This window comes from Mesomycoplasma ovipneumoniae, assembly GCF_033343935.1.
Lineage (GTDB): Bacteria > Bacillota_I > Bacilli_A > Mycoplasmatales > Metamycoplasmataceae > Mesomycoplasma > Mesomycoplasma ovipneumoniae_G.
The window spans coordinates 1-14399 of the sequence record NZ_JAWPGQ010000006.1 but is presented as its reverse complement, the minus strand read 5'-3'; the positions used below and the strand labels follow the sequence as shown (position 1 = coordinate 14399).

At 29.7% G+C, this 14399-nt stretch carries 11 protein-coding genes; 9 read left to right on the top strand and 2 right to left on the bottom strand.

From position 1 onward, the window contains the following. Positions 1–46: 46 nt before the first annotated feature. Complete coding sequence (locus R7X45_RS02080) at positions 47–2047, top strand: hypothetical protein (protein ID WP_318055733.1); 2001 nt, start codon at positions 47–49, stop codon at positions 2045–2047. A gap of 201 nt (positions 2048–2248) precedes the next feature. Here the strand turns inward: R7X45_RS02080 and R7X45_RS02075 are convergent, their stop codons facing one another. Next, the gene (locus R7X45_RS02075) at positions 2249–3625 is read right to left on the bottom strand and encodes an FAD-dependent oxidoreductase (protein ID WP_318055732.1); all 1377 of its coding nucleotides are present in this window, start codon (positions 3623–3625) and stop codon (positions 2249–2251) included. 217 nt (positions 3626–3842) lie between these two features. After that, complete coding sequence (locus R7X45_RS02070; RefSeq protein WP_318055731.1) at positions 3843–4526, bottom strand: 16S rRNA (uracil(1498)-N(3))-methyltransferase; 684 nt, start codon at positions 4524–4526, stop codon at positions 3843–3845. 72 nt (positions 4527–4598) lie between these two features. On the opposite strand from R7X45_RS02070, the gene alaS reads away from it, so the two are divergent. The 8 genes from alaS (at position 4599) to R7X45_RS02030 (ending at position 14274) form a co-directional block, all read left to right on the top strand. Beyond that, positions 4599–7250 (top strand): alanine--tRNA ligase, encoded by a 2652-nt coding sequence (alaS, locus tag R7X45_RS02065; RefSeq protein WP_318055730.1) that lies wholly within the window; start codon positions 4599–4601, stop codon positions 7248–7250. Continuing rightward, on the top strand, positions 7226–7666 hold the full coding sequence (gene ruvX, locus R7X45_RS02060) for a Holliday junction resolvase RuvX (RefSeq protein ID WP_303536502.1): 441 nt from the start codon (positions 7226–7228) through the stop codon (positions 7664–7666). Before alaS ends, ruvX begins: the two co-directional genes overlap by 25 nt. Next, positions 7650–8120: a hypothetical protein gene (locus R7X45_RS02055; protein ID WP_318055729.1), complete on the top strand. Its 471-nt coding sequence runs from the start codon at positions 7650–7652 to the stop codon at positions 8118–8120. Before ruvX ends, R7X45_RS02055 begins: the two co-directional genes overlap by 17 nt. A 1-nt stretch (position 8121) precedes the next feature. Beyond that, positions 8122–8676 (top strand): aminoacyl-tRNA hydrolase, encoded by a 555-nt coding sequence (pth, locus tag R7X45_RS02050; protein WP_318055728.1) that lies wholly within the window; start codon positions 8122–8124, stop codon positions 8674–8676. Next, on the top strand, positions 8654–9547 hold the full coding sequence (gene tilS, locus R7X45_RS02045; RefSeq protein WP_318055727.1) for a tRNA lysidine(34) synthetase TilS: 894 nt from the start codon (positions 8654–8656) through the stop codon (positions 9545–9547). Before pth ends, tilS begins: the two co-directional genes overlap by 23 nt. 29 nt (positions 9548–9576) lie before the next feature. Further along, positions 9577–11889 (top strand): ATP-dependent zinc metalloprotease FtsH, encoded by a 2313-nt coding sequence (ftsH, locus tag R7X45_RS02040; protein ID WP_318055726.1) that lies wholly within the window; start codon positions 9577–9579, stop codon positions 11887–11889. Positions 11890–11972: 83 nt separating this feature from the next. Further along, positions 11973–13439 carry a lysine--tRNA ligase gene (lysS, locus tag R7X45_RS02035; protein ID WP_318055725.1) on the top strand — a complete coding sequence of 489 codons (1467 nt, stop codon included), beginning with the start codon at positions 11973–11975 and terminating at the stop codon, positions 13437–13439. A gap of 1 nt (position 13440) precedes the next feature. After that, positions 13441–14274, top strand: coding sequence for an HAD family hydrolase (locus tag R7X45_RS02030; protein WP_044284444.1), 834 nt, complete (start codon positions 13441–13443; stop codon positions 14272–14274). Positions 14275–14399 lie beyond the last annotated feature (125 nt).

The following is a 14399-nucleotide window of genomic DNA, read 5'->3' as shown; positions in this document are numbered from 1 at the left end:
AGATTTATCGTTTATTTTAGCACTTTTTTGGGTTTTTATAGTAAATATGTTTATAAATTATGATACAGCTTTAATTAGAAAAAATTCGCGCGGCGAATCATATTGAGGACCGCTAGGCTTAATTTTTAATTCAAACCGTTTTGAATTTTATTTATGATCACCTGATGCAACGCGGGTTCACTTTGCAATTTATGAAAATTTTCAAGACACAAATCCGACAGAAATAATCGCAATGACAAAGCGATCTGATGTCTGGTTTTGCGAAATTGACGAAAAATTTCACGGATATCTTTATAATTTATTAATTGAACACCGTGATTCAACAATAACTGAAGCACTTGATCCTTATTCTTATAGTATTTGTCCTTTTGATTGAACTAAAAATGAAGTTCCAAAAAGTTATTTAATTGATATTTATTCACCTCAGGCTGGTAAAAGTCCTTCTGAATTATCATTTCAAAGCAAAAATCCGCTGAATGACGCACTAATTTATGAATTAAATATTCGTGATTTTAGTTCAAAAAATTCAGGCATAGCAAATCCAGGCACTTTTCTTGGAGCTCTAGATCAAAAAATTTTTGATTATTTATCTGGACTAAATTTTAATTTTTTGCAATTATTACCAGTTCATTCTTGTTATACTTTTAGTCAAAAAAATGTTTCAATTCTTAAAAAAGGTCAAGGAAAAGGGCATTTTACAAACTATAATTGGGGCTATGATCCGCTTGGATTTTTCTCAATTAATTCAAGTTATTCGACAAATCCGCTTGACCCGTATTTAAAAATAAAAGAATTTAAAACATTTATTGACTCAGCTCATAAAAAAAATATTGGAATTATTCTTGATGTTGCTTTTAGTCAAACTTTTTGCAAATCAATTTTAGATGATGTCGCCCGTGGTTATTTTTATCGTGATGAGGCTTTGTCTTTTCCTTCCCAATTTCCGCCTCTTGATTCACAAAAGCCAATGGCATTTAGACTAATTTTAGACTCACTCATTTTTTTTGTTAAATACTATAAAGTTGATGGATTTCGCTTTGATGCAGCTTCGTATTTTGATAAAAAATCGCTTGAAATTATAAGTATTGAGCTGAAAAAAATAAATCCTAACATTATTTTATTTGGTAAATTTTGTAAAAAAACTGATTTACAGCACAAAAATCGAACTGAAAAAACTAGTCGTTCTAATAATTTTAACTTTGCTTATTTAAATTATGGACTTCCAAATGTTATTCGCGGATCGAATGTTCCTGGTGATAAAGGTTTAATTTTGTCAAAAAATAGTTCAAAATTTGCCTCATATGTCTCACTGATTCCAGGCGGGATTTTTGACTTTGATTTTGGCGATTTTTATCACTCAGCTAGAAGAGATGACCTTTTTGCAAACGATATTAGTATAAATGTTTCTTATATAACTTCATATGATGGTCCTACTTTAGCTGACAAAATTTTAACAAGTGCCTCAGGACTGACAAAAAACGCCTTTATCGAAACTTATCGTCAAGCATTAATGATGACTTTATTTGTTCAGGGAAAAGTTCTTTTAAGTTCAGGAACTGAGTTTGCCTTTTCAAAAGCATGTGATTTTTCGGGTGCTAGTTATTCAAATTGTCATCTTAATTTAAATTCAACAAAACCACCTTTTTCATATCAGGGAAATAAATTTCTTGATTTTTATTCAAATAAAACTACTGATTTTACTAACGGTCTTGATTTTAGCCTTCTTGAAATTGGCGAAATTAAAACTAAAATTTTTAATTTTTTAGCAAAAATTAACGAATTTCGCCTAAAAACCCAGTTTTTTAGATTGCCAGATAATCAAGCAATTTGTGATTCGATAAAATTTGAAACTGTGGACAATAAAAAAGGCTTAATTATTTTTAATATCCAAATTAAAAACGAAATTATTAAGGTGATTCATAATTTTTCAGCCAATTCTTATGACTATAATTTTGAAGATTTTGATGTTCTTTTTAATTCTAAATTACAATTTAGTCAAAATATTATTGAAAAACGACAGTCAATCTTGCTTATGAAAAAACTTTAGTCCTAAAATTTGCCTTGAATTTTAAAAACTAAAAAAACCAGTCAAACTCAAGAAAATAAGTAATTAACTTTTGCCAAAAAAGTTAAAAAAGTCTATAAATCACGACACTTTTTAAGATTAGCTCATCCAACCGAGAAAATCAAGAAACTAAAAAAACCAGAATAAACTGGTTTTTTTAGTTAAATTTTTGAGCCAAAAATCCTATTTTTTATTATATTTTAGCCCTAGTGCATTTAAAATTACTTGGATTACAAAGTTAAATGGTTTATTATAGTGAGGCAAGAAGTAGAAATCTGAAAGAGCAATTTCAGGTAATTTTAGACCTTTTTGAATTGCTAGAGAAAGGAAATAAATTACTTCAGTGTGATTATATTCTTTTCCATATGAACCAATTTGAGCACCGATTAATTTTAGACTTGGCTTGTCATAAGCGATTTTGATTCATACTTTTGATTTATTTTGCATAAATTCTGGGCGATCTCAGTCTTCAAGATATTCAACACCAACATTGTCTAAGCCCATTTTTGGACAAGCATTTTCACAATATCCAGTTGAGGCATAATTAAATCCAAAAACGGAAATTGCATTTGTTCCAACATAACCTGGGAAAGGAATATCTTCACGTCCTGCAATGTGGAAAGCAGCAACTATCCCTGATTTTACGGCATTTGTTGCAAGAGCGATGTGAGCGTGTTGTTTAGTTACATTATGAACCATTGAAGCTGAATCACCAATTACATAAATATCTTGATCACTTAATGAACGCTGAAATTCATCAACTTTGACTGCACCATTAGCAGTTTTTTCAACGTCTGTTAAAATTTTAGTGTTTGGTGCAAATCCGATTGCTAAAATTACAAGATCAGCGGCATATTTACCTTTGTCTGTTTCAACAAAAGCAACTTTTTCTCCACTTTCATCGGCAATAAAACGAGTAACTTTTTGATTAAATTGTAAATTAATACCCTCTTCAACGATTTTATCCTCGATTTTTTGAGTAAATTCCTGATCAAAATAATTAGGGATAATTCGATCTTGCATGTCAATTAGTGTTGTTTTTTTGCCATATTTGTGAAAAGCTTCAAGTAATTCAATACCAATGTAACCACCACCGATAATAATTACATTTTTAATTGATGGATCAACAGCTTTTGCTTTAATTTCTTTTGCGTGAGTAAATGTTTTTGAAACTAAAATATTTTTAAGATTAATTCCTTCAAAAGGTGGAATAATCGGTCAAGTTCCGCCGGCAAAAACTAATTTATCATAGCTGTCTTTAAAAATTTCGCCAGTTACTAAATTTTTAACTGTAATAATTTTATTTTTACGGTCAATTTCGAGAACATCATGCTGTAAATGAACATCAATTCCCATTGATTTTAATTGTTCAGGACTTGAATAAAAAAGTCCAGATGGATCGCTAAATTCATCAGAAACTCAAAGTGCAATTCCGCAACCTAAAAACGAAATGTCAGTATTTCTATCATATGAGACAAGTTCTGCTTGTGGGTGAATAGTTTTTAGGGTTCTTAAAAATGAAGTTCCGGCATGGTTAGTTCCAATTGATATTATTTTCATAAAATCTCCTATTTATTGTTTTTTCGGGAGTTAAAAAATTAAATTTAATTTTATTAAATTATACAATGTTTTTCCAATTTTTTATCAAAATTAAGTCATAATTTAAAAAATTAAGAATAAAGTAAAAAATTGCTAAAAACCATTAAAATAAAAAATCTTCGAAATTTTAGGAAAAACTACTAAATTTCGAAGATTTTTGCACTTTTTTGCTAAAAAGTTAATCATTTATGCATTTGCTTAATAAAAAAATTGCCGCTGTTTCAGAACGTAAAATTCTTTTGCCTAAAGACACAACCTTAAAATCAAATTTTTGGGCTAAATTTATCTCTGACTCATCAAATCCGCCTTCAGGACCGATTATTATAATTGTATTATTTTGTGACTCGTCTATTTTTGTTTGATTTTTTCGACCTTCAAAGGCGATTAATTTTTGACTAAAATTACTAGAGTTTTTCAAAATATCACTGTAATTTATAGGTAAATTTATTTTTGGAATCAAATTTCGAAAACTCTGTTGAGCGCTGTGGAGGCAAATTTGCTCTCATCTTTTTAATTTTTTTCTTAAGTCTCCTTCTAATTTTTGGCTGACATTTTTACTAAAAAACGGTCAAATTTCACTGACGCCAATTTCAACAGCTTTTTGAATTGCAAATTCAAAAGATTTTGTCTTTAGAATTGCAAGTGCTAAAATAATCTTGTTTTTAGGTTCATTATTTATTTCAAGTTTTTCAATAATTTCAGCTTTGTTTGAATTTTGAACTAATTTTGTAAGATAAAATTCACCTTTATAAACACAGATAAAATTTTCGTTTTTAATTCGCACAACTTTAATATGACTTAAAATTAAGTCATCAAGAATAAAAAAATTTTCTTGTTTTTCACTAACAAAAAAACGGAACATAGATAAAATTTTAATATAAAATTTTACAAATCCTAAAAATTAAGTAAAATTATTATTATAAGGATAAAACAAATGAAAAAATTATCAGCTAATGAAGTTCGTCAACTTTGATATGATTTTTTTCAGCAAAAAAATCATCTTCTTATAGAATCTAAACCCCTTGTTCCCCAAAATGATGATTCACTTCTTTGAATTAATTCAGGAGTTGCGGCGTTAAAAGATTATTTTATTGGTAAAAAAATTCCACCTTCAAAACGACTTGTTAATTCGCAAAAAGCACTAAGAACTAATGATATTGAAAATGTTGGGCAAACCTCAAGACATCACACTTTGTTTGAAATGCTAGGAAATTTTTCAATTGGAGACTATTTTAAACTTGAAGCGATTGATTTTGCCTTTGAATTTTTGACTAAATGATTAGAATTAGACCCTGAAAAACTTTATATAACTTATTATGATAGTGATTTTGAGACTTTAAATAAATGGAAAAGTTTAGGTTTTCCTGAAAATAGACTCATTCCTGGTGGTAAAAAAACTAATTTTTGAGACTTAGGTCAAGGGCCTTGTGGTCCATGTACCGAAATTTATTTTGACCGTGGTGAAAAATTTGATGCTCGTGGTGATGAATTAATAAGAAATGACATCGAAAATGACCGTTTTATTGAAATTTGAAACATTGTTTTTTCAGAATTTAATAACGACGGTGCGCAAAATTATTCACCATTAATGTCAAAAAATATCGATACTGGTGCTGGTTTTGAAAGAATCGTTTCAATTTTGCAAAATGGCCCAACTAATTATGATACAGATTTATTTTTGCCAATTATTGCAGAAATCCAAAAGTACACTAATTTTAAATACGATATTGAAAATTATTTTAAAAAAGATGCAAAACAAGCACAAATCAATAAAAGTTTTAGACTAATTGCCGACCACATTCGTGCAATAAGTGCCGCAGTAAATGATGGAGTTATGCCATCAAATTTACACCGAGGCTATATAATTAGGCGTTTAATTAGAAGAGCTTATTGAAACGGGAAAAAATTAGGAATTTCAGAAGAGTTTTTACACAAACTGGTCCCAATTGTCGCTAAAACATTGAACGCTAATTTTGATATTGAAAAAATTGAGTCCGTGATTTATCATGAAGAAAAAAACTTTATAAAAACTCTTGAAATCGGTCATGAACTTTTAGAAAATGAGATAAAAAAAACTCAAGACCAAATTTCTCCAGAAATTGTTTTTAAACTTTTTGTTACCTACGGATTTCCTCCTGAACTAACTCAGGAAATTCTTCAAGAAAAAAATATTAGTTTTGACCTTAAATCATTAGAAGAATATCACGAAAAACACGCTCAAATTTCTCGGGCAAATATTAAAAAAGGCATGGGGAAAGTTATTGATTCTTTAAATCAAGTTAAGTCAAAAATTTCAGAATTTATAGGTTATGAATTTCACAAAACTGAAACAAAAATTGCTTTTTTAGCAAACCAGTTTAATGAAATTGACCAAACTTCTGAAGGCGAAATTTCATATGCAATTTTTGAAAAAACTCCATTTTATGCAACAGCTGGTGGTCAAAAACATGATCAGGGATATATAATTCAAGGCGACAAAAAAATTGAAATTATTGATGTTTTTAAAGATAAATTTTTAAATAATGTCCATGTTTTTGAAGGTAAACTGTCAAAAAATTTACCTGTAATTTTAGAGTTAAATTCAGACAACCGTTTGAATTTAGAGCGAAATCACTCGGCAACTCACCTTTTATTTGCCTCACTTCGGGCAGAATTTGGTCCTCAAATTAAACAACTTGGTTCTGACAATAATGAAGAAAGACTGACTTTTGACTTTCCTTGCGCTCAAAAACCTTCAAAAGAACAAATAAAATCTGTCGAAAACCGTGTAAATTCATATATAAGCAAACAAGTTCAGCGTGAATATTTAGTCACAAATCTAGAAAAAGCCCAAAAACTAAATGCAATTATGACATTAGAAGAATCAGAATACATGGATCCTAATGCGCTTCGGCTTGTAGTTTTTCCTGGAATTACAACAGATTTATGTGGCGGAACTCATATTCAAAACACTAAATTATTAGAGAAATTCACAATTTTATCCTGTCAAACTAAGGGTTCAGGAATTTACCGGATTCGTGCAGTTAGCTCTTTTGCCAAAAATGTTGAGTTTTTAAAGCAAAATATTGAACTTTTAAAGTTTCAAATTGCTTCATTAGTTAATAAAATTGCAAAAATTAGTCAAGATTTTACCTTTGATTTTCCAAATTTTACTGATTTAGATTTAGAATTTGAGCACTTGACAAAAATTGAAGAAGAGCTCAAAGAAAAATATAAAAAAATCCTAAAAAATCAAGATATTTCTCAATCACTAGAATTAAATTTAGAAAATTTTGTTGACATTAATCAAAATAAGTTTTATATTGATTTGGAATTTAATTCCAAAAATCTAAAACAATCAGCGGCTACTTTTAGACAAAAAAACCCAAAATCAACATTTATTTTAGCCACAAATCTTGAAGATGAAAATTATTTAATTACAGTTGCATCTTTTAACTTAGATTCAAATGTCATTCTTGAAAAAATTAAAGAAATTTACGATGGCGCAGGAGGTGGAAATTCTAAAATAGCTCAGGCAAAAATTAAGAAAAAACCTATAAAAGACGATATAATTAAGCTTTTATGAGTATTAGACCCAGAGTTTTAGCGCTTGATTTAGGGGTTAAATCTTGCGGCTTTGCAATTTCTGATTCAGAATGGAAAATTTCACTACCTCTCGAGCAATATAATTTTAATAGGTATGATTTTGCAAGAGTTATCGCGCGAATTGGTTTTTGATTGGATCAATATTCTGTTTCTACTCTTGTTTTAGGTTATCCTTTGACTTTATCAGGTAAAATTTCGCCAAGAACAATTATGGTTGAAGAATTTGCCCAATTAATAAAAAAACACTATAAAATACAGCTTTTTTTCCAAGATGAGCGACTTTCTTCCAAGGAAGCAAACTCAATTTTAATTGACTCAGGCCTGTCCTTTAAAAAACGACAAAAAATTATTGACAAATTAGCAGCTCAAATTATACTCGAAAGATTTTTACAAACACAAAATGGATATGAAAACTAAAAAAACTTTAACTCAAGAACCAATCAACCTTTCAGACCCGCAGCGAGTAATAATTGCAAAAGAAATTTCTAATTCAACAAAACCGGGTTATGAAAAACTGTATTCACTTTTTTATACTGAATTTGAAGATTTGCGTATTTTTTCTGTTGTTTTTGATGAGAAAAAAAATATTCTTGCTTTTGAAATTGACAGAAATACTTGAGAAACTACAAAAACCTTTGTTGAATTTGACGACCAGACTATTGAACTTTTAGAGATGCAAATTAGTGAATTTTTTGACACAAATAAGTTCATATTTGAAGGTAAGCCAATTGATCCTTTTACTTTTTTCAATAATTTCTCGCCCGAAACTGATTATGATGATATAATTGAGGAACTTAGTGATAAAGAAGCAATTAGAGTTCCTGAATTAAAAAATAAAGCAAAAAAAGCTATGAAATCGAAGGTAAATTAAGATGAAACTAATTGTTGGACTTGGTAATCCAGGTGAAAAATATGCTCAAACAAAACATAATGTTGGATTTTGAGTTCTTGATTTATTAGCTGAAAAACTCGGACTGACCTTTGATCAAAAAACTGAGAACGGCGTTTTTTGTAAAACAAGTGATTTTATTCTTGCAAAGCCAACAACATACATGAATAAATCAGGTGATTTTGTCTTTGAATTAGTCCAATTTTACAAAATTAATATTCTGGACGTGATAATTGTTTATGATGATATGAATTTTGAAATTGGCCAGGCAATAATTAGAGCAACTGGAAGCGCAGGCGGCCAGCGAGGTATGGAAAATATTATTGAAAAATGCGGTACTAAAGATATAAAAAGACTAAAAATTGGTATTTCGCGGTTCGAAAATTCTAAGGAATATGTGCTTAGTCCTTTTGAAAATCAAGACAAAATTAAAGTTAAACAAGTTGTTGACCAAGCTGCTGACATTCTTATTTTTTATTTATCAAATAGTTTTATGACTACGGTTCAAAAATTTAATGCTAACAAAAACAAAGCCTAAAGAAAGATTTTTAATTGCAGTTTCTGGCGGCTCTGATTCAATGTTTTTGCTTGACAAATATAAAAATAAAGATATAATTGTTGTTCATGTCAATTATAATTTGAGGCCACAGGCCATTTTTGAAACTTTATTAGTTTCAAAATTTTGCCAAAAATATAATTTAATGCTTAAAATTTTATCATTTGATAGTTTTTCTGTTTCAGGAAATTTGCAGGCAAATTTAAGAAAGGTTCGTTACGAGTTTTTTTATCGAGTTTATAAACATTTTAAATGCACAAAATTACTTGTGGCTCATCATTGAAATGATTTTGTCGAGACAATTTTTTTGCAAAAAGAACAAAAAAAACTAGTAACATTTTGAGGAATCCGCGGGCAAAATTTCCTTTTTGGAATGCAAATCTCAAGACCACTTTTGTATTTTTATACAAAAAAAAGAATTCTTAATAGTTGTAAAAAAAGAAAAATCCCTTACCTTGATGATGATTCAAATTTCACAGACAAATATAGAAGGAATGCAATTCGCTTTAAATTACAAAAATTAAGCACTTTTTCTTTATTTTTTACTTTTTCTGTTCATTTCATTGTGAATTTTTTTAAATTAATAGAGCTAAAAAAAAATTATAAAACTCTTGAAAAGTGAAAAAAAACAGAATATCATGCTTATTTTTTCCAAAAAATTCGAAAAAAACCAGAAATTATCTTTTTATATTTGCACCAAAATTTTGACAATATTAAATTATCAAAGGGGAAAATCAATTCAATAATTGACTTTATTAGTTCAAAAGCACCCAATGGATCGTTTTTAATAAAAAAAAATAACTATATAATTAAAAAAAAACTAAAAATATACGCAAAATCTAGTAAAATTTAGTAAGATTTGTTGAACTAGAAAGGAAAATCATGCAAGTAAAACAAAAAAAGAAGCCATCGGTCGGTTGAATTGTTCTTTTGATTATAGTTTTAGGGGGACTTAGTTATTTTATATATACTCAATTACAACCCAGCCTTACTGTTAAAAGTTTATCTCATTTTGAAGAACAGTTAATTAAAAATGCCAAAAATACAACCGATGGTAATTTCTTTTACTCAGTTATTTTTGATATTAATGCTTATCGAATTCGTGTAGTTGAAGCTACTGAAGGTAAAATAATTGCTTATTCGGTAATAGCAGATCCTGCCGTTATTACAAAATTCCAATCTGGTGCTGCTGAACTTAGCCCATTGATTAAAAATCAACTGCAAAATTCAAATATTACAACATATTCAGAATTAGTTTCACTTTCAGTTAAAACAGTTCCCTCAAATTATACAAATCCTACACAACCAACAAAGCTCCTTCTTAATGAACTTTATGATTTAGTCGGCGCACAAAAACCCAAAGATAATGTCTATTTGCCTTCTTTTACTTCAGCCGATAGACCATCTACAACATTTGGCCAATATATTCTCTCATTTCTCCCTATACTTTTGCCAGCTTTAATAATTGGTTTTATTATTTTTCGTGTGAACAAAAATTCTCAAGGAGGTGCAGGTTTTTTCAATCCTGGAAAAAATCAAGCAATCCGTATTAAATCTGATAAAAAATACTCTGATGTTGCCGGGAATGTTGAGGCCAAGGAGGAAATTTCTGAATTTATCGACTACTTAAAAAATCCTGGGCGTTATTCTAGTGCTGGTGCAAAAATTCCACGCGGAATTTTGCTAGGAGGTCCTCCAGGAACTGGAAAAACATTACTTGCAAAAGCTACTGCAGGTGAAGCAAATGTGCCTTTTTTCTTCATTTCTGCATCTAATTTTGTGGAACTATATGTTGGAGTTGGAGCAAAAAGAGTGCGTGAATTATTTAGAGATGCACGAAATGATTCTCCGGCTATAATTTTTATTGATGAGCTTGATGCAATTGGACGTTCTCGTGGTTCAGGAATTGGTGGGGGTAATGACGAAAGAGAGCAAACACTAAATCAACTTCTAGTTGAAATGGATGGTATGGTTGAAAATACCGGACTTTTAGTAATAGCAGCAACAAATAGAACTGACGTTCTTGATCCAGCCCTTTTACGACCGGGTCGTTTTGACCGTTCAATAATTGTTGGACTTCCTGACGTTAGAGAGCGTGAAGAAATTTTAAGATTGCATGCAAAAGGTAAAAGAATTTCTAAAAATATCACACTTGCAAATATTGCCAAAAGAACTCCTGGATTTTCAGGGGCTCAATTAGAAAATGTTATAAATGAAGCAACACTTTTATCAGTTCGTGAAAAAACTCAAGTCATCACAAGTGAGCAAATTGACGAGGCAATTGACCGAGTAATTGGTGGGCCTGCCAAGAAAAATCGCGTAATAACTGAAAAAGAAAGAATAATGGTTGCTTATCATGAAGCTGGACATGCCGTTGTTGGTTTAAAATTAAGATCTGGGGTAAAAGTTCAAAAAATTACAATTGTTCCCCGCGGAAATACCGGTGGTTATAATTTAATGCTTCCTGAAGAAGAAAAATATAACAGTACAAAATCAGAACTTCTAGCAACAATTGCTGCATTTATGGGTGGTCGAGCAGCCGAAGAAATAAAATATGGTGAACAAGAAATTTCTACTGGTGCTGGTAATGATATTGAAAAAGCTACAAAAATTGCCCGTAAAATGGTTACCGAACTTGGAATGTCATCACTTGGTCCAATTCAGTATGAACAAGATCAATCATCGCCATTTTTAGGAAGAGATTATATAAAAAATACATCATTTTCTTCAAAAGTTGGTCACGAAATTGACATTGAAATTCGCCAAATTATTTCTAATGCTTACAAACAAGCTTCTGAAACAATTAAAAATAATCTAGATTTACTTGAATTAATCAAAGATACTTTATTAGAAAAAGAGACAATTGTTTATGAAGAAATTCAACAATTAGCCGAAACTCTTGAGCCACTTCCAAAATCAGACCCAGTTCAAACTAGCGCTGTAAAACCTTCTGATATTTTGGATGAACTTTTATCAGTAGATCCAGATCCTGAAGATAATTTAGAAGAAAATCCTCAACAAAATTCAGAGCAAAATTCTGAGAAAAATTCAAGTGTGAATCTTGAACAAAAATCAGATGAAAACCCTGAACTAAATTCAGATCAAAGTTCACAAAAAAAGCCTGAACAATATTCAGGACAAACCCCTGAAGAAAATTCAGAAGAAAATTCTGACACTACCCCAAAACAAGACTAATTAAAATTTTTTCATTTTTATTTAAAATTTAGAAATACTGAAAATAGTTTCAGAATTAAATTGACGTTTTAAGGAATAAGACTATGTCAAAATTAAACGACCAACAACAATTTCGCCTTGAAAAACTTAAAAATTTACAATCCAAAGGATTTAATTACCCAAAATCAATTTTCTTGCATGATAATTTAGACGAAATAATTAAAAAATATCAAGATAAAAACCATGACTTTTTTGTTGAAAATCAGATTAAAGTCGCTTTTGCAGGTCGTCTTATTCGTCAACGCTCCCCGTTTTTTATTATTTATAGTCAATCATTAGAATTTCAAGTCTATGCAAATAAAGATTTTCAAACACAAAATCAGTTTACTTTTTCAAATTTAGACCTTGGCGACATAGTTGAAATTTCTGGATATTTATTTAAAACTAAAACAAATCAAATAAGTCTTAAAGCAGAAACTTTTTCAATTTTAGTAAAATCACTCCACCCATTACCTGATCAATATTATGGAATTGAAAATGCTGATGATAAATATCGTAAGCGCTATTTGGATTTATTAGTAAATGAAAAATCAAGACAAACTTTTATTATTAGAAGCAAAATCATCTCCTTAATTCGCAAGTTTTTTGACTCACAAGGATTTTTAGAAGTTGACACCCCTGTTTTGCAACCAGTTTTAGGTGGTGCTTCGGCTAAACCGTTTATAACATTTTATAATTCATTAAGTCAAAATTTTTACTTACGAATTGCAACTGAATTACCGTTAAAAAAATTGTTAGTTGGAGGAATCGATGCCGTTTATGAAATTGGTAAAATTTTTCGTAATGAAGGTTTTGATACAACTCATAATCCCGAATTTACTTCGATTGAATTTTACCAAGCCTATTCAGATTTAAACAAGATAATGAATCAAACTGAAAATTTAATTCGCTTTTTGTTTGAAGAACTCGGATTAAATCAATCAGAACACTGATATGGAGATAATAAAATTGATTTTTCACAAAAATTTTCACGGTATGATATGGTCCAAATAACTTCGGAAAAAATGAATTTTGACCTTAAAAATGCAGATTTTTCAGCTTTAGTTGAGGAAGCTAAAAAACACAATATAAAAATTGAACCATTTTTTACAAAAGGTCATTTAATCAACGAATTTTTTGAAAAATTTGTTGAACCTACTTTAATAAATCCGACTTTTATTACCGGTCATCCCATTGAGATTTCACCCTTAGCAAAATCTGATCCTAATAATCGCAATTTTACACTTAGAGCAGAACTCTTTATTGCTACAAAAGAATTTGCAAATATGTTTGATGAGTTGAACGATCCTATTGACCAATTAGGTCGTTTTCAAGCACAAATTAATGAAAAAGAAAAAGGAAATCAAGAAGCTTCAGAAGTTGACCACGAATTTGTTCAAGCTCTTGAGTATGGAATGCCTCCAGCGGCAGGCTGCGGAATTGGGATAGATCGTCTTGTGATGTTATTAACAAATAATGAATCCATTCGGTCAGTTATTTTATTTCCACAACTTAAATCTAAAAAGGATTAAAATGAAACTATTTTTTGCTTTTGATCTTGATGGAACATTATTGCGCTATGACAATACAATCCATCCTGAAAATGTTAAAATGCTCAAAAAACTCTATGAATTAGGGCATATTTTAGTTGTAGCAACTGGTCGAGGTTTGTCAGCTTGCATTGATTTAGCAAAACAATATCCATATTTTCATTATCTTGTTTCAAATAACGGCACTCTAATTTATGATATTAAAACCAAAAAAACAATAAACAAAGGCACACTTAAAAAATCAGTTGCACTTGATTTATTTAAAGATTGTAAAGATACTAATTCAATTTGTGCTTTTTCAACCCCACACAATCTTTTTGAATATTCTCCCCATAAAAATTATGATTGATTAAAAAATCAGCATATAATGGACCTAAAACACTATACAAAACTGAATGATTTTGAAATTATAGAAATTATTCAAGCAGATCCAATAACACAAATTGCCTTTCGGAATGATGAAAAAGCAATTATAAATCTTCATAAAAAATGGGCTGAAAAGCTAAATAATTTATATAAAGTAACAATAACAAACCGAATTTTTTTGGATATTAATCCTTTAAATGTCGATAAATCTACTGCAATTTTAGAATTACTAGAAAAAAATAACATAAGTACCAAAAAATTAATAACTTTTGGCGATAGTTCTAACGATTATGGAATGATAAAACTAGCTCGTTATGGTTTTGCAATGCAAGATGCAACTCCTGATTTAATTGAGGTAGCCTCAAGAAAAATTGGAAGCTGTAAATCTGACACAATCGCAAGAACTATCGATATTCTTTTAGAAAATCAAGACAAATTATTTTCTTCTTAAAATTACTCCCTAGTTTGCCAGTTTGATGAGATAATCTTAAAAAGTGTCCGATTTTGGGCACTTTTTAACTTTTTTGGCAAAAGTTAATTACCTATTTTAAAACACTGGCAAAAATCAATTTATGG